At 52.2% G+C, this 16,497-nt stretch carries 18 protein-coding genes; 11 read left to right on the top strand and 7 right to left on the bottom strand.

From position 1 onward, the window contains the following. Positions 1 to 286 precede the first annotated feature (286 nt). Entirely contained in the window at positions 287 to 1,183 is an 897-nt protein-coding gene (locus tag DEP07_RS06225; RefSeq protein ID WP_280648482.1) for a sugar phosphate isomerase/epimerase, read from the top strand. Here DEP07_RS06225 and DEP07_RS06220 read toward each other — a convergent pair. From DEP07_RS06220 to DEP07_RS06210, 3 genes are all read right to left on the bottom strand, one after another. Further along, positions 1,162 to 2,121 carry a hypothetical protein gene (locus tag DEP07_RS06220; protein WP_122965381.1) on the bottom strand — a complete coding sequence of 320 codons (960 nt, stop codon included), beginning with the start codon at positions 2,119 to 2,121 and terminating at the stop codon, positions 1,162 to 1,164. The two genes, DEP07_RS06225 and DEP07_RS06220, sit on opposite strands and share 22 nt — an antisense overlap. A 20-nt stretch (positions 2,122 to 2,141) precedes the next feature. Beyond that, positions 2,142 to 3,200 (bottom strand): DUF2515 family protein, encoded by a 1,059-nt coding sequence (locus DEP07_RS06215; protein ID WP_242771186.1) that lies wholly within the window; start codon positions 3,198 to 3,200, stop codon positions 2,142 to 2,144. 97 nt (positions 3,201 to 3,297) lie between these two features. Then, positions 3,298 to 3,438 (bottom strand): hypothetical protein, encoded by a 141-nt coding sequence (locus tag DEP07_RS06210; protein WP_167470339.1) that lies wholly within the window; start codon positions 3,436 to 3,438, stop codon positions 3,298 to 3,300. Between the two features lie 101 nt (positions 3,439 to 3,539). Between DEP07_RS06210 and DEP07_RS06205 the strand changes: the two genes are divergently transcribed. After that, positions 3,540 to 3,848 carry an iron-sulfur cluster biosynthesis family protein gene (locus tag DEP07_RS06205; RefSeq protein WP_063228506.1) on the top strand — a complete coding sequence of 103 codons (309 nt, stop codon included), beginning with the start codon at positions 3,540 to 3,542 and terminating at the stop codon, positions 3,846 to 3,848. A gap of 17 nt (positions 3,849 to 3,865) precedes the next feature. Here the strand turns inward: DEP07_RS06205 and DEP07_RS06200 are convergent, their stop codons facing one another. Together DEP07_RS06200 and DEP07_RS06195 are read right to left on the bottom strand one after the other, a co-directional pair. Continuing rightward, on the bottom strand, positions 3,866 to 4,315 hold the full coding sequence (locus tag DEP07_RS06200) for a DUF441 domain-containing protein (RefSeq protein ID WP_122965383.1): 450 nt from the start codon (positions 4,313 to 4,315) through the stop codon (positions 3,866 to 3,868). A 118-nt stretch (positions 4,316 to 4,433) separates the two neighbouring features. Further along, positions 4,434 to 4,745 (bottom strand): YfhH family protein, encoded by a 312-nt coding sequence (locus DEP07_RS06195; protein WP_063228508.1) that lies wholly within the window; start codon positions 4,743 to 4,745, stop codon positions 4,434 to 4,436. A 95-nt stretch (positions 4,746 to 4,840) separates the two neighbouring features. Between DEP07_RS06195 and DEP07_RS06190 the strand changes: the two genes are divergently transcribed. Next, a complete protein-coding gene (locus DEP07_RS06190; protein ID WP_173599489.1) occupies positions 4,841 to 5,605 on the top strand; it encodes an SDR family NAD(P)-dependent oxidoreductase in 765 nt (254 codons plus the stop codon). A gap of 337 nt (positions 5,606 to 5,942) precedes the next feature. Here the strand turns inward: DEP07_RS06190 and DEP07_RS06185 are convergent, their stop codons facing one another. Next, a complete protein-coding gene (locus tag DEP07_RS06185) occupies positions 5,943 to 6,581 on the bottom strand; it encodes a cell wall hydrolase (protein ID WP_122965385.1) in 639 nt (212 codons plus the stop codon). Between the two features lie 246 nt (positions 6,582 to 6,827). After that, positions 6,828 to 7,523 (bottom strand): peptidylprolyl isomerase, encoded by a 696-nt coding sequence (locus tag DEP07_RS06180; RefSeq protein WP_287102265.1) that lies wholly within the window; start codon positions 7,521 to 7,523, stop codon positions 6,828 to 6,830. A gap of 126 nt (positions 7,524 to 7,649) precedes the next feature. Here DEP07_RS06180 and DEP07_RS06175 point away from each other — a divergent pair, with 126 nt between their 5' ends. The 8 genes from DEP07_RS06175 to DEP07_RS06140 all read left to right on the top strand — a co-directional run bounded on the left by DEP07_RS06175 (position 7,650) and on the right by DEP07_RS06140 (position 16,440). Continuing rightward, positions 7,650 to 8,807: a trans-sulfuration enzyme family protein gene (locus tag DEP07_RS06175; protein ID WP_429827553.1), complete on the top strand. Its 1,158-nt coding sequence runs from the start codon at positions 7,650 to 7,652 to the stop codon at positions 8,805 to 8,807. A gap of 133 nt (positions 8,808 to 8,940) precedes the next feature. Continuing rightward, positions 8,941 to 9,504, top strand: a complete 564-nt coding sequence (locus DEP07_RS06170) for an RNA polymerase sigma factor (protein WP_063228514.1) — start codon at positions 8,941 to 8,943, stop codon at positions 9,502 to 9,504. Continuing rightward, positions 9,501 to 10,574, top strand: a complete 1,074-nt coding sequence (locus DEP07_RS06165) for a TolB family protein (protein WP_287102264.1) — start codon at positions 9,501 to 9,503, stop codon at positions 10,572 to 10,574. Before DEP07_RS06170 ends, DEP07_RS06165 begins: the two co-directional genes overlap by 4 nt. Positions 10,575 to 10,591: 17 nt before the next feature. Then, on the top strand, positions 10,592 to 12,823 hold the full coding sequence (locus tag DEP07_RS06160) for a hypothetical protein (RefSeq protein ID WP_173596561.1): 2,232 nt from the start codon (positions 10,592 to 10,594) through the stop codon (positions 12,821 to 12,823). Beyond that, on the top strand, positions 12,817 to 13,749 hold the full coding sequence (locus tag DEP07_RS06155; RefSeq protein ID WP_122965390.1) for an ABC transporter ATP-binding protein: 933 nt from the start codon (positions 12,817 to 12,819) through the stop codon (positions 13,747 to 13,749). Before DEP07_RS06160 ends, DEP07_RS06155 begins: the two co-directional genes overlap by 7 nt. After that, positions 13,746 to 14,612, top strand: a complete 867-nt coding sequence (locus DEP07_RS06150; protein WP_122965391.1) for an ABC transporter permease — start codon at positions 13,746 to 13,748, stop codon at positions 14,610 to 14,612. Before DEP07_RS06155 ends, DEP07_RS06150 begins: the two co-directional genes overlap by 4 nt. A gap of 1 nt (position 14,613) precedes the next feature. Then, positions 14,614 to 14,817 carry a hypothetical protein gene (locus DEP07_RS06145; RefSeq protein WP_122965392.1) on the top strand — a complete coding sequence of 68 codons (204 nt, stop codon included), beginning with the start codon at positions 14,614 to 14,616 and terminating at the stop codon, positions 14,815 to 14,817. A 189-nt stretch (positions 14,818 to 15,006) separates the two neighbouring features. Next, a complete protein-coding gene (locus tag DEP07_RS06140) occupies positions 15,007 to 16,440 on the top strand; it encodes an ATP-binding protein (RefSeq protein ID WP_122965393.1) in 1,434 nt (477 codons plus the stop codon). Positions 16,441 to 16,497: the final 57 nt, after the last annotated feature.

Genomic DNA, 16,497 nt, shown 5'->3' with positions numbered 1-16,497 from the left:
TGACCCTGGTGTGGTGCAACTCTCTTTTGCTATTTCGGGAAGGGTACGTCCATCTTTGTTGGCGCGATGGCGTTTTGTGTAACGTAGTCGACTACATGATCGTAAAGCTCTCTGCCAAGGGATGAAATCGAGCGCTCCAGGGAAAACCCGCCAATGAGACTGGTCCACCATACCTCCAAGCTACGGAATATTTCGTGGTACGCCTCTTCACTCGTTGCGCTTTTCGTAAACAACGCTTCATAAAACGAGCGATTTTGTTGGAACAATCAGGGAAAGGAGCGTATCCATGAAAAACTTCATGATCGGGCAATACGGGCATTTCGATCGGAAAAAGTACGAGCGAGACTTCCGCAAAGGATTTTATGGAATCGAAGCATGCCTGCTGCCTGCGGAAGAAGATCTTCGCTGCTTGCAGCGCGAAGCAGAGGCCAACGGTTTTCAGATTGGCGTCCATTTTCCGTTGCGCGCGGGGCAAGCGAAGCTGAGGGACGCGCTGTTTATGCACCCAGACGAAAAGGTTCGCGCAGAAGCATTTGCCCGGATTGTCGACGAGCTGGACTACATGCGCGAAATCAAGCCCGCCTACGTCCTGTTCCACTACCCGAAGCCTGTCATTTTGGACGACCGTGTGGACTGGCAAAATTGGCGGTTCGCCGATCCGAGCGACTATGTTTTCGAATCGCAGTATCCGCTCGCCGCGTTTGAGGAAAAAAGCGAGCAATTGTTTGCCTGGCTTACGGAAATGGGCGAGAAATATGCGTTTGTGCCTGTGCTGGAGTTTGACGCGCTCAATCGTTACGTATACGAAACCGATGTGTTGGAAGTTTTGCTGAACAAGTACCCGAAAATCAAGCTGTGCCTCGATACGGGCCGATTGTTCGGCCAACAAAAAATCGACCCGTACTTCGACGCGAAGCGGGTCATTCAGAGCTATGCGAAATATGCCTGGAGTCTGCATCTTTGGACGATGAAAGCGACGGATACTTTTGCCTACAATCATTTTCCCGCCTTGCCGGAGTGCACAGCCGAGCAGGGCTGGGCGCCGATCGCAGACTATTTGCGCATCGTGCGGGACGAAAATCCGGATGTCAAAATTATGTTTGAACACCGCTCAGACTTGATTGACGACGAGCAGTTGAACATCTGCTACGCGTGGGTGAATCAACTGCTGCCCGGCTCCTGATCGTCCAGCAGCAACTCGATGAATCTTCCTGCTTCGTGAATCAGCCAATACGGCAAACGTGGACCGTGTATGTACAGGTTTGTTGCGGCATCGAGCATCGTGCGGACGCGCTGCTCATCGCCAATCATGCGGGCGCAAACGCCCATGACCATCCACGGGTACATATCGCCAGTGTCAAACGTGTCGAAGCGGGGGAATGCTTTCGTCATCCGCTGATACAGCATGGCGCCGATGTCCGGCTCACATAAGCCGTACACGATGGGAAACGCCTGCGAGGTCACGTCCGGGTACCATTTTCTCCAGCCGGGATGCGAACGGTCGTACATGGCGAACGAGCGGCGAAGACGGCTGTACATGTTGGCAATTCCCGTCTTGCAGGCAACGGCGCGCACAGACGCTTCCCGGGCGAGTGCTTCCTTGCCGAGCAACGCAAACAAATAGCTGGCGTCATCCAGCCCTTTGGCAACCTCGCAGTTGTCCATCAAATATTTGACGCGAAAAGAATGTTTGGCCCAGGTCAGCCCATCCTTTTGCTGCAACCGGGCGATGCCCCGGAACAAGTAAGCAAGCTGCTCCTGATTGGCGTACAGCCAGGAAGTGTCGCCACAACTTTCCACCCATTCGCTGACGAGACTGAAGTAAGTCGCATGGTAGCTGTCTTCGCTGTCGGCGGCTCCCGTGTCGATCTCTTGCCCGGAATCGAGACGAAAGTCGTTGATGTAGCCATTTTGGCTCAGATGCTGCAAATACCAGTCCAAATAGCGGCGCACCGCTTCCCGTTCCTGTAGCCGGACCAGCGAAATAAGGGCGAGGTTGGTAAAATACGGATTGATCTGATCCCGGTCAGGACCAAGGCGAAAAGCTCCGCTCGGAAGCTGGCAGGACAGGAGGTAATCTCGCTGGTGGGCAAGCAGAGCGTTGCGGGGCTCATCGAGCATGGCGGCATGCCCTCCCTTTTCTACGTGATTGCTGTCACCAATTTTACGCCGTATTCGGTCCAGTGCAAAGCCCGTATGTACGCGTCCGTGTCGATCAGAGGCAGTTCGGCTTGCTTTTCCACTTCCAATCGCCATTTCTCATCGCGAAACCAGTCGACGCCATCGGCAGGAGCGTGCTCGACATCTGCCCAGGCGGTTTGCAGCGCAGGGCTGTACAGCTTCGGTTTGCCAGAAATCAGGTTGTCGCCTTCCAGCCGCAGCTCATATCCGGTTTTTGTCTTTGCTTGCGGCAGGTGACGCGGGGTAAACAAGTGCGGCCAGTAGTCCGCGCGCGAGCCCGTATGGGGAATGCGTGTGCAAAACGTCACAATCTTGTCCAGCCGGTACGGATCGTCGAACAAGAGGCGGTAGAGCGTTTTTCCAATCGCGATCCGCTGGGTGAGTTCGGAAAAATGCTGCACGTTCAGGCCGACGATGTTCAACCTTTTGTCGGTCGGATGTGCTTTGTAAGGAAAGAGAATTTGATTGAGCGAAAACAGCGATTGCGTGAAAAATACATACGTCGAAAAAACGCGGTTCGTCGCAAGCGGCTTATGTACGACGCGCTGTTCGATATATTGCTGCTCGTTGACGATCAATGCGCGAGTGAGACGCGAGCTTTCCCGTGAAGCGAGAAACTCTTGCCAATACGAATGCATGAACACAGATACGCCAAGAGGTTTCAACAGGGCGCTCAAGTCTTCCTGCCGCTGTTTCATCTGGGCATACAAGAGGAGTTGCGGGTAAGCATCGTGAAAAATGAGCCAGTTGCTTCTCTCCAACAACCAGAAAAAAGGCTTGATTTCTTGCGCATCCATGATCGCAGGAAGCCATTCGCCTTTTAGATCCGTCATATTCCAACCGCCATTTCGCGAGACGAGGTGGGCAAGCAAGGCCCAGTGAATCTCGGGATGCTCGCGGTAAAAATCAAGGTACGCTTGTGTCCGCGTGACATTGTTGCGATTGGCTCTCGCTGTTTGCCATCTGATTTGCGCGACCAGTTCTTGTTTGTCCAAGGAAGAAATCGTGGTAGTCGTCATGAATGGGATAGCTCCTTGCCGTTTGTCCGAATACAGGGGGAGGGGGCCTCTCTGCGGTTAAAAAAAGCAGGTCATCAAAAAACGACCCGCTTTTGGTTCAGCCAATCATTTCGAGAACAAGAAGCCGCACCATCAGTTTTTCCTTGGCTTCTTCCCACGACTTGGCGAAGATGACTACATGCTCCGACTGGAACTGGGCTTCCGCGACAAACATGCCGTCCTGTTCGTAAATGTTCATAGAAGATCGTCCTTTCCGCTGCCTTTCAAGCATTGTATGCTATCATGAGAGAGTTGATGCATACAAAAGTGCTGGAAAAACAATGCAGGAGCGTGAACACGGTGAGAATCAAGCTGACGAAAGAAGCGGTAGACCAATTGCAAAAAGCGACGCGGCCTGTTCGCATTAGCGGTGAACTGGTAGGCGGCTGCGGAATGACCGTGGAATATTCGCTTTGGCTGGATGAAGCAACTCCAAATGACCAGGTGATGCAGGTCGAAGCGATGACTTTGCTGATTGATGCGGAGACGATCGGCTACATCGACTCGGATTCCTTGACGATCGATTATCGGGCACAGCAAGGGTTTCGGCTCGTGACCCCGCAGCAAATTTTGGCGTACGGCCTTACGTTGAAAGAGCGCTGGGGTTGACCCGTTCGCTTTCCGTTTTACTTGGGCAAAAATTGCAGGAGAAAAGCGAGCATTCCGGCGGCGATCAGCGGGCCGACGGCGACTCCGCGGAAAAAGGTGACGCCGATGATCGTTCCCAGCAACAAGCCCGTGACAATGAGCGGATTGCCGGACATCAGATCGGTTCCTTTTCCCGCCAGGTAGGCGACAAACACCCCCATGATGATCGCCAGAATCGTATGCCAATGGGTGAACAGGGCAAGCACGGAAGCCGGATTGACTTTTCCGCTTGCGAGCGGCGCGAGAATGCCGATGGTCAAGATGATAATGCCTACTTGCAAGCCATGCTGCTCAAGCAGCGGGAAATAGCGTTCGAGCGAAAACAGCCGCATCAAAAGCAGGATGGCTACGGCGATCGAGACGGTCGCGTTGTTGCCGACGATGCCGAGCGCAAGCAAGAGGAGCAGAGTGAGGTTAATGACATCCATGCTGGTTGTGCCCGCTTTCGTTTTTGCCAGTAGTATATCCAGATGGGGCACGGCTTGTGTTGCCGCATACGAAAAAAGAGATCAGGCATGGCAGCAGCATGCACGGATCTCTTTTTGCTTAGTCGAACCAAAGTTCCAGCATCCCTACCGGAAAGCCTGTCTGCTCATCCGAATCAGGGAAGCGTCCCCAGGCGAATACACCGTTGAAATAATCAATCGTAAATGGCTGGTCGTATTCGGCAACGCTGTATTTTCCGCCAATGCGAAATTCTTTCGTCCCCAAATAATACGACTTGGCCATGAAATACTTTTGCGTAATGATGGCAAGCTGGGACTCGTCACCCAGTTTCTTTTTCTCCTTGGCTTCCACGTGCAGGCGTTCCATCTCTTCCTGCAGCTCAGCGAGTGTCATTTGACTGTACAAGCGCAACGGACTGCCTCCTTTCCCTACAGGTATATTGTAACAAAAGACAGGGGAAAAGGCGATGGATGGAGAAGTACGAGAGAACGAATGGAGGGAACATCATGACGAGATTTGATTTGACAGGCAAAAAAGCGATCGTAACAGGCGCTGGACGAGGCATCGGAAAAGCATTGGCGATCGGCTTGGCCGAGGCGGGGGCAGAGGTTGCCGTTGTCGCGCGCACAGAAGCGGACTTGCAGGAAGTGGTCCAGGAGATTCAGGCAAGCGGGGGAGCAGCTACGCCGATTACAGCCGATTTGACCGAGGCAGGTGCAGCAGAAAAAGTAGTGGCCGAGACGCTGGAGACACTGGGCGGCCTGCATATTTTGGTCAATAACGCCGGGATGAACATTCGCAAAAAAGCGCATGAGGTCAACGAGGAAGAATGGGATCGGGTTGTCGATCTGAATTTGAAGGGAGCGTTTTTTCTCAGTCAGGCGGCCGGAAAAGTCATGTGTGAACAGCGCTACGGGCGGATTGTGAATATCGCATCCGTGGCTGGACTTGTTGCGCTGCGCACGGGAGTCGCTTATGGGGCGAGCAAAGCGGGTGTCATCCAGATGACGAGAGTGCTTGCGTTGGAATGGAGCAAATTCGGCGTGAATGTCAACGCGATCGCACCTTGGTATTTCCGCACGCCGCTGACGGAAGCGTTGCTCGACGATGAAGCTTTTTTGCAAGAAGTGCTGCAGCGGACGCCGAGCGGAAGAATTGGCGATGTCGAAGATTTGGTTGGTCCTGCGATTTTTCTCGCTTCGGATGCGGCCAGTTACATATCGGGGCAAACGATTGCGGTCGATGGCGGAATGTCGGTCTACGGCTTCTAGCGCGAAAAGGAGAGAACCAGCATGAATAAGGCAAATAGCAAAAAAAGGGGCATTCCCGGCGTGGGAATGCCTAATTATTGGGGGCGATTGAGAAAATGAACGATTGGCGCACATGACCGGATTGCTCTCACCCAACACAGTCAATAGCCAGCTACTGTTAGCGTAGGCATATTTAGATGGAAAAATCGATCTACCCATGCTTACGTTAAAGAAGTCATTCTAGGAAGAACATCGAACTTTTTCTCAATGCGTTGAAAAAGTGCTTACAATGAAAAGATAACAGACAAAAGTAAAGTCGCAATAAAATAAAAATAAATCATTATTAAATTTTTCGGCGTTATCGGGCGAAGCGGTGATTTCCGATCACGACCGTTTGGGGCCTGGACCAAATCCATTTGGATGTTGCGGTATCAGGATTGAAAAAATAAAGGGAACCGTTTGTCGGATCCTTTCCATTCACTGCATCCGCGACAGCCTTTCTGACGCTCTCGTTCGTTCTCGACGAGAGTCTGCCGTTTTGGACAGGCGAGAATGCGTTGGGAGCAAAAATAACCTCCCGCACCGTATTTGGAAATTGTGATGAAGCTACCCGATTCAATACGACAGCAGCAATCGCTACTTGTCCTTCATACGGTTCACCCCGGCCTTCCGCATATACCAACCGGGCAAGCAGTTCCATATCCCTATCTGAAATTTTTACGTTTCCATGGCGAATCACTTTGCGGCGATCATCTCGACTGACTTGGATATGATCGCGTTTTGCTTGCGTTTGAGGGATAGACATTTTTGTTTGCTTCTTGGCTGTCGGCACAGGTGCTGTTGCTGTTTGGACTACATCTGCCAGAGCGGACGCGGACGGCGTTCCCTTTGAATGAGGTGCCATTGCGCTCGTCGGCGTGACGAACAGGCAGAGAAGAAGCAAGGCAAAACTGTTGAGAAAGAAGAAAAAGCGCGTTCGCGCTTCTCGTGTCTTCATGGTAAGAACCACTCCTTTTCGCTTTTTGCTTTTGTGTGCGGAAGCGAATCGGGTCTTTTGCAAGTCTAGCGACAATGTATGCGAAGTGCAAGAGGAAATTGGTTCCATAGGACTATTTACTGTCTGGAAGAGATGGATGAATACAGGGGAGAAGAAGACGAGGGGAGCGGAAAAAATCTTGTTTTTGCAAGGAAAAACACCACTGCGCATAGACAGTGGTGTTTGGTGTGAGCTAGTCACAAAGGCTTATTTTTCCGTAATCGTAATTGTATTGATTTTGATCGTTTGCTCTGGAGAGCTGGGTTCATTTGTTTGCGGGTTCGGTTTCACTTTTGTGGCTGCGATTTTTTGCACGACGTCCATGCCACCCACGACTTTTCCGAAAATCGTGTAATTTGGCGCGTTTTCCAAACCTTCTACATCTTTTCCCGACCCGATGAAAAATTGGCTGCCGTTTGTGTTTGCTCCGGCGTTTGCCATCGCAACAACGCCAGGCTCGTACTTGTGGCCGTTTTTCAACTCATCCTGGAACGTGTAGCCCGGGCCGCCAACTCCGATTCCCAGCGGATCGCCGGTCTGAATCATGAAATTTTGGATCACGCGGTGGAAAATAACGCCGTCATAAAACTTGTCTTTGGCCAAAAAGACGAAGTTGTTGACAGTGACAGGCGCGTCTTTGGCGAACAAATCAATCGTGATGTCGCCCATCGTCGTAGAGATTTTCGCTTGGTAGGACTTGTTTTTGTCGATCTGCATGTCAGGGGCTTTCTCGTACTTCTTTTCCCCGGTAGGAGCAGCAGGTTGGGAAGGCTCATTGGAGCCAGGTTTTTCAGTTGGCGCAGTCGGTTGTGTCGGAGCGGTTTCGTTTTTCGCACTGGAACAACCCGCGACCAAGGCGATTGCCATCAGACATGTGAACAGGGTCATGAAAAACTTTTTCATCTTGTGCACCTTCCTTTGTTTCTTGCCATTAGGGTGGTTCGGTTTCGAATTATAGCATAAATGGACAGGCAAATGCCAATCGGGTAGTCTGTCCCGCTTGTGGCGTGGTATGATGGGAGGAAAAGGGTGATTGATGTGGGAGAACGGTTCGAAACAGCTACGGTACATATTGGGCATTCACCTTTGAAACAGGTAACAAGCAAGTCTACGCCGATCTATCAGACATCTGTTTTTGCCTTCGACGGCTTGGAGGAAGTAGAAAAATATTACGCTGGTGAAGGCGAATATTTGTATACGCGAAACGGCAATCCCAATCAGGTAGAACTGGCTGATGCCATCGCCCGGCTCGAACAGGCAGAGGCTGGAGTCAGTGCGGCTTCCGGCATGGGAGCGATCATGGCTGGCCTGCTTTCGATTCTTTCCCCTGGCGATCACGTACTCGCATCGCATGAAATATACGGGGGCACTTACGCTCTTTTGCATAAGGAATTGTCGCGGTTCGGCATCGAGCTGGAGTGCATTGTACTGGATCAGGGCACCAGGCTGAGCGATCATGTCCGCCCGGCGACGAAGCTGTTTTTCCTGGAGACGATTACGAATCCGTTGCTCACGGTTGTCGACTTGCCGCAGTGGATTCGTCAGGCGAAAGAACTCGGTCTGACTGTCATGGTCGACAACACGTTTGCCACGCCTTATTTGGTGCAGCCAATCGCGTTTGGCGCCGATCTCGTTGTTCACAGCGGAACCAAGTACATCGGTGGACACAGTGACGTTACGTGCGGTGTTCTGGTCGGGAACCGTGCCCTGGTGAAACGCGCAGCCGAAATCGTCGTCAATTACGGTGCGTCCCTCAGTCCGTTCGAAGCTTGGTTGACGGCGCGCGGTCTGAAAACATTGGCAGTGCGAATGGAACGGCAGTGCGACAATGCAAAGGAAGTGGCCCGTTTCTTGCAAAGCCATCCTGCTGTTAGCCGCGTCTACTATCCGGGCGACGAAGCGACTTCCTTTTTCACAAGGCCAAAGCAAGGGGCGATGGTTTCCTTCACGCTCCAGGAAGAGAGCAAGATTTACGACTTTTACCGCGCACTGGACTGGATCCAATTCGCGCCATCTCTGGCTGGGGTAGAGACGAGCGTGTCCCATCCGGTTACGACTTCGCATCGGGCATTCACCGAGGAGCAGAGATTGGCGACCGGAATTACGATGGGACTGGTGCGCATGTCTTTAGGGATCGAAGCGGTCGACGACATTGTCAGCGAGCTTTCCCGTGCTTTAAGGAATTAATTGAAAAAAGCAGGGAACCTTGTAACTTCTTGGCGGGCTGATCGTATAAATTAGGTAGGATGGAGTCAGGATGAACGAGGCTTATGTATCTTGACTCGATGCAACAAAATGGGAGAAACCGAGGAAAACCGCAATGGGAATGGCGATACAGCGTCCCGCGCAATCATCGGACCAAGCATCTGGAGACTATTACGAATCTCGTCCATTTACAGAACTGTACGACGAGTATTTTGATCGCGTGAATCGTTATTTGCGATGCCGTGTCCAGAGTACGTGGGATGCCGACGATTTGACCACCGTGGTCTTTTTGAAAGCGCTGGAAAAATTTGAACAATATAGCAGAACAAGTCCGTTTGCCTCTTGGATTTTTCGCATTGCGCACAATACATACGTGGATTTCATGCGAAAAAACAGAGAGCTTCCCGTCGATCAGGAAGATTTTTTGGGAGCTGAGCCGGATGATACCTGGCAGCCGGAGCGGCAGGCGTTGACCAACGAGGAAATTCGCCTGCTTCGCGACCGGCTCGACTTGTTGTCGCAGGATCAGAAGGACGTTCTCATGCTGCGTTATTTTGCCGATTTGAAAATCAGCCAGGTTGCTGAGGTGCTGGGTAAGACAGAATCAAGCATCAAAATGATCTCCTATCGGGGCTTGCAAAAACTTCAGAAGATGTACGAAAGGGGGGACTCCGAGTGAGAGAAGAGGAGAAATACCCCCAAGGTCATACCGATGATCAGACTGTAGCTCAACTCCTGACCCATTTAAAACGCATGCGCCGTTCTGTTCCCGTCAATTATCAGTTGAAGGCTGATTTGAAAAAGCAGTTGCTGGAACGAATGAAAGAGTTGGAAGCGAAAAAGGTTCAGCCACAACCGGAGCGACCGTGGATGAAGCGAAAGTGGGTCTGGTCCGGTGGTACTGTCCTGGCAGCCGTAGTGCTCATCGGCGCTTATTTGTTATGGTGGGGCGACAGCTCGGTGACGATAAACAGACAGGATGTGCTCACACTTCCAGCCGAGGCGACTGTAGAGCAGGTGGATATTGATAAATCTGCCACGCAAATCGCTTACATTGTCCAGTCGTCCGAGTTGCGGACCATCCCGATTGACAGCGAAACTAAGCCTGTCACTTTCAAATTGCCGCCAACGAAAGGCAAGTATGTGGCAGTGGCGTGGTCCAATTTGGGCAAGCAGATCGCCGTTGTCGAGCAAGTTGAGCAGACGTCCCGAATTTGGCTCGTCGATTTGCCAACGACATACAATGTGGGCAGCAGCCGTCTGCTCAAGGAAGAGGAAGGGGTAGCTTTCAGCTCTCCGAGTTGGTCGCAGCACGACGACTCCCTTGCGTATACGCGCTCGAAAAACGGCATGGATGAAATTTGGGTCAGCAGCACCATCTCGTTTCAGGAATGGAAGCTCGCCGAAGGATCTCAGCCGGAATGGTCGCCTGATGGCCGTTTCCTGTCACTGCACAAGGATGGAGAGATCGCTGTCATGGAAATGAGGACGGGGCTGATCACGATACTGGGGCAGGGGCAGTGGGCTTCCTGGCGTTCAGAGCACGAGCTTACTTATACCAAAGCGGATGGCCAGTTGATGGAGGCCGAACTGGGAGACGAGTCTTTCGTGAACAGAGAGCTGCATTTGCGCAACCAGTCTGCTGCTGAATTTGTTCGCGGCAATTGGGCAGCGAAAGGCAAGCAACTCTTGCTCATTTCGCGGGAAAGTCAGCCTGTTGAGCTGGTTGTCTCACTAGCGTCACGATAACGAGCGGAGGAACAAGCATGAGAAGGAGCTGGATGTTGGCCTTTGTCGTGGCATGGGTCTGTTTTTTGGGACAGCCAGCGTCGGCAGAGAACAACGTGGATATAGAAATAAACATGCCGATGAGCGGCTTGATCAAGTATGAATCATGGGCGCGGGTCGGCGTGACGATTTCCAGTCAGGAAAAAGATGTTGCGGGCTTCGTGGAACTGTCGAGAAACCCTTTGGCAAAAAATCAGCGCCAAACGAACTTGCGCCAGCCTGTGAAGTTGGAAAAAGGCAAAAGCACTACTCTGTTTTTTGATTTGCCTGTGCAACTGTTGCTCGATGACTGGTACATCCAGGTGACACAAAATGGACAGGTGATCAAATCAGAGAAATTGCGCCTCCCCTACCCAAAGGACGGCCAGACGATCGGCGTCGTGAACGAGGGAGGCAACGCGTTTCATTTTCTGGCGGTAAATGCTTCCCAGACGAAGCAAAATCGGTCGATCTCCGTCCAAACGGTATCTCCCGACATGCTGCCTGATCAGTCGTGGATGTTGGAGAGCCTTGATGTGCTGGCGATCGGCGGGAAGCAGGAGACGCCGATTAACGATACACAGCTGAACGCGATCAAGGAATGGATCAAGCTCGGCGGTGTCGTCATCTTGTCCGCAGGTCCCGAGCAGGATGGGCTGGTGCAAAGGTTCGCAGACATTTTGCCGATCCCGCCGGGGAACAAGGGAAGCGTGAACATAGCGGATGCGCTGCGGATATACATGGACGACAAGCCTGCTCCACCCGGGAATATCCCTGTTTACAACAAAGATTTTCCGCTGTTTGTTGCCAAGCCCAGCGGAAAAGGACTGCTGTTGTTCGTCAACTACGATGTGACTTTGGAGCCGCTTGCTTCCTGGCAGCACAACTTGCCGCTCTGGCAAAATGTCATGGTGCAGCAGGGCGCGACGACCATTTTGGAAAACAAGCGCTACCTGGATCAGATGTCGCGGCCTTTTTTGGAGTTGAGCAAGAAAATCCCCGATGTACAGACTCCGACGCCTGTTTGGATGGTCGTCCTGTGGGGCGGATACGTGCTGCTGGTTGCCCCCTTGGCTTACATCGTGCTGAAAAGAATCGGCAGACGGGAGTGGGCGTGGGGAATCATCCCAGGGGTTGCCGTCTTGTTGACTATCGGTATTTTCGCGTTTGGAAAACCGCTGGTGGTGAAAACGAATGCCAGCTATACGGTTTCGGAAATCAACATTTTGGACGAACATTTGGCCAGGGCCCGAACGGCCGCAACCTTTTTGTCCGTCGACAAGGATGGCTACGATGTGATTGTGGAGCCTTCCATCGTGGCTGTGCCTTTGACTCAGGGCCGCAGGGATTACGAGCCGGAAGGGCTGACAGATGGCTCGCGCCTGTTGTCTTACCGCAACCTTCCTTACCTGACTCCTAAACAGGCGACCGGGTTTGGGGTGCTGCGAGAGATCGGAGCTTTTGACGTGAACGTGCATGTGGAGGAGAACCGGATTGTCGGGCAAGTGAAGAACAATACGCTTTACTCCTACGAGCAGGCGTACATCGAAGTCGGCTTGCAGCGGATTCCGATCGGAGCATTGAAAAAAGGCGAAGAAAAACAGATTGACGGAGCGGTGGAAGCCTTGTTTATGCCGCGCGATCAACTTCAGGAAGAAGCGGATTCGCCTGAAAAGAGACGAAAAGAGATGCAAGAGAACGTCATCGGGTATGGACAGGGCGGTCAGGTTCGCTTGATCGGGATCACGACAGACCCGATTCCGCTGATGAAAATGCAGGAGCCGCATCAGTCGTACTACTGGAATGTCGTCAACCAGACGGTACAGCTAAAGCCGCAAGAAAACGGGAATGTGGTAATGCCTTACGGGCTTTTGAACGTCGATCTGCTGGAAACGACGGGAGACTACGATTCAATCAATGGCTATTTGTGGCAGCTTGGAAAAGGCAGCATCACTTTTGAACTGCGCACCGACATGACGAATTTGGACCTGAAGCGTTTGCTTGTTCCGCTTGATCACAGTTCCTACCGTCCGTTCCGGGTGGAGTATTTCCAGCAGAAAAGCGGGAAATGGCGCCTGGTTGACCGGGGAACAAAGCTCGTGCTGGATCGGGAGCTTCAGGATGCGTTGACCGTGAATCATACGCTGCTGCTGCGCTTTTCCAATGACGGACCGTCGCGCTTGTCGCTGCCTGTGCCATTCTTCCAGGTTGAAGGGGTGAGAAAATGGTAATTGAAACCGTGCATCTTGGGAAGCGCTACGGAACCCTGCAAGCCTTGTCAGACTTGAATTTGGCTATCGAACCGGGAAAAGTATTCGGATTCATCGGTCCGAATGGCGCTGGCAAATCGACAACGATGATGATTTTGTCTACTTTGCTTGAACAGAGCGAAGGGGAGGCGTATGTGTGCGGCTACAACGTCCGCAAAGATCCGGCCAGCGTCCGCCAGTCGATAGGATACATGCCCGATTTCTTTGGCGTGTACGACAATTTGACGGCAGTCGAGTATTTGGAGTTTTACGCAGGCGCTTTTAAAATTCCTGCCCGAAACAGGCGATCCCTGGTCGCCGATTTGCTGGAACTGGTCAACCTGTCGCCGAAAGCGGATGCTTTTGTCGATTCTTTGTCGCGCGGAATGCAGCAAAGGCTCGGTCTGGCGAGGTGTCTCGTGCACGATCCGGCTGTCCTGATTCTGGATGAGCCTGCTTCCGGTCTGGACCCGCGCGCACGCATCGAGCTGCGGGAAATCATCAAGCAGCTGCGGGAGATGGGCAAGACGATTTTGATCAGCTCGCACATCCTGCCGGAGCTGGCTGAGCTGTGCGATGATATCGGAGTGATCGAACACGGCAAGCTAATCGCCTGCGGCTCCGTCCACGAAGTGAGCAATCGCGAGACAGGTGGCAGCGTCATGCAGCTGCGGGCGCTGCGCAATCTGGACAAGGCAGCGCTGCTGCTCGAAAGCTCGCCGCTCGTCAACCATCTAGAGGAATACATGGGCGGTTTCCGCTTTTATTTTCAAGGAACCGAGCAAGAAAAAGCAGAGTTGCTGCAAGAGCTGATGGATGAGCAAGTGGCTGTCGTCTACTACGGGGACGCGAAGAAAAATTTGGAAGATGTTTTCTTGGCGATTACGGAAGGAGTCGGTATGGAATGAACGGCTTCCTTTTCAATCCGATTCTCGTCAAAGAGATGAGAGAGCGATTTCGCTCGCGCAAAACGGTGTGCATCCTTGCCATTTATTTGCTGATCATGGGCGGCATTCCGCTCGGTTTTTTGCTGACGGATACGCTGAAGGCCGAGGCGTTGGGCGAGAACCGCAATCTGTTTCTTATTTCCGCAGCGATTCATTATGCGATGGTCTGCTTTGTGGCTCCGGCATTGACCGCAGGCGCCATCAGCGGGGAGCGTGAACGGCAGACGCTGCACATTTTGCTGACGACACAGTTGTCGCCGACTACGATCGTCTGGAGCAAGCTGATCACATCGCTTGCGTTTTCGACACTGCTGATCGTCGCGTCGATGCCGCTATACAGTATCGTCATGCTGTACGGCAGCGTGTCGCCGGAACAACTGGCCCAGCTGATCCTGTTTTTGGCGGTCAATATTTTCTTTTTGGGCTCGCTTGGACTGTTTTGCTCTACCTGGATCAAGCGCACCTCGATCAGCACCATTACAGCGTACGGAATCGCGTTCTTTTTCGTCGTCGGAACCGGGCTGTTGTTCTTTTTCATCGGGGAATGGCTACAGCAAAGCTATCCGGACATGTACCCGGACCAAGGAGTTTGGAATTTGCCCGAGCTGCAAGTGCTGGCGGGGATGAACCCGGTGATTGTCCTGTTCGGCATTTTGGGAGAGTCGTTGGATCATTCCGAGCAGCTGGCGTTTTCACCGTGGCTGTTTTTCTCCTGCACGTATGTGGTGCTAGGCTTGCTCCTCGTAGTTTGGAGCGCTTATTTGCTGAAACCGATCCGCCGCAGATGGTGGAGTTGGAAGAAAGCGTCTGGTCGTGTAAAATGAGATGGATGTGTTGGAAAAGGAGGTATGTTTTGTGAGCAAACAGGAAGAAGTGCAAATCATCGATTTTGAAGAAATGCTCAGATCGATTGAAAGTCGTCTAGCATCTGCCGGCATGTACGTGCAGCGGGAAGCGATCATCACGATTTTGCAAGCAGAAGAAGCGTTTCTGCTGGAAAAAGGCGTGCTGCAAGAGTATAGCGAGTAAAAACGGACAACCTGCCCTTTTCGGTAGGTTGTTTTTTTGTCAAAAGACGCATGCATGGAAATGGCAGATGTGCTCAGTGCTTCATGGCGTATACGCGAATGCTTATGGATGGTTAGACGGAAAAAAGAGGAAATGCGACTTCTGTGGTGAATTTGTCCATATCCTTACGACCGAAGAGGTGAATGCTCGTTGCGTGCACAAGGCGTCGAAGCTGGAGCTGCTTCACCTAAAAATGAATGGCTCCATATTATCCAAAACGTACATAACCATATTTTCAAATTCATTCGGAATGAACAGGACGAGTTTATCTTGGAGCTGTCGGAAGGGAAGCTTGCGCATGAGTACGGGATTCACACGGATGCATTGAAAGGCATGCGCATGGAGGATATTTTTCGCAAAACCGATGTAGAGTATATCCTGCCTTACTACCAGGTAGCCGTTGCCGGGCAGACTGTAGAGTATGAACTCGTTCTGGGCGAACGGTATTTTGCCTCGGTATTAACCCCGATCAGCCATGACGGCGTCGTTACGGAAATCATCGGTTCAGCTACGGATATTACTGAATACAAGCTGATGAAACAGCAGATGCAAGAGGCAGAGGAGCTGTACCGCAGTCTGGTCGAGGACACTTTGATCGGCGTTTACATCGCATATGTCGAGGAGCCAGGGTTTGTTTACGTCAATCCGCGGTTGGGGGACATTTTTGGATACAGCCAGGAAGAGCTTGTGAGAATGACCGCCTCTGATCTGGTCATCGAGGAAGAGCGCGGGATCATTCACGGACATCAGGAGCGAAGATTGAACGGCGATCGTTCCAATATCCACTATCAGTTTCGCGGGCTGTGTAAAAACGGCAGCAGGATCGATGTCGAAGTTTTGCAAAAAACGAGCATGTACAGAGGCAAACCGGCGGTCATCGGCATTTTGCAGGATATAACCCAGCGCAAGCAAGCGGAGGAGCTTGTGCGCAAATCGGAATTGTTGTCGGTGATCGGCCAGATGGCGGCAGGCGTTGCTCACGAAATTCGCAATCCTCTGACGTCTTTGAAAGGGTTTGTCCAACTGCTGCGAGCGTACCCGGAGGGCAAGGACGAATATTTTGGCATCATGCTGTCCGAACTGGATCGGATCGAGTTTATTATCAGCGAATTTCTCGTGCTGGCCAAGCCGCAGGTTATCCTCCAGCGCAAGCGGGAAATGCGCCCGCTTCTGGAGCAGATCGTCATGATCGCGGACACACATGCGATTATGCACAATGTCCAAATCATCACAAGCTACGCCGAAAACCTGCCGTCGATTGTCTGCGAGGAAAACCAGCTGAAGCAAGTTTTTCTCAATCTGCTGAAAAATGCGGTGGAAGCGATGCCGAACGGCGGGGAAGTGAAGGTGACGGCGGCTGTGGAAGGGGAGACGATGGTCATCGCCTTTTCCGATCAGGGCTGCGGGATTTCCCAGGAACAGCTGGCGAAGCTCGGCGAGCCATTTTTCACGACGAAGCCGAACGGGACGGGCCTCGGCTTGATGGTCAGCTACAAAATTATCGCCAATCACGGCGGGACGATTAGCGTGCGTAGCGGTGAAGGGACAGGCACGACCTTTGAAATCAGATTGCCGATCGGATAGCGCCATTTGCCCGTTTGCTTCTGCCGGAAAAAAACGGTATGATGGTGTAGAGAACCA

This window comes from Brevibacillus sp., from assembly GCF_003521185.1.
GTDB lineage: Bacteria > Bacillota > Bacilli > Brevibacillales > Brevibacillaceae > Brevibacillus > Brevibacillus parabrevis.
The sequence above is the reverse complement of the archived record's forward strand: the minus strand, read 5'-3'. Positions and strand labels throughout refer to the sequence as shown.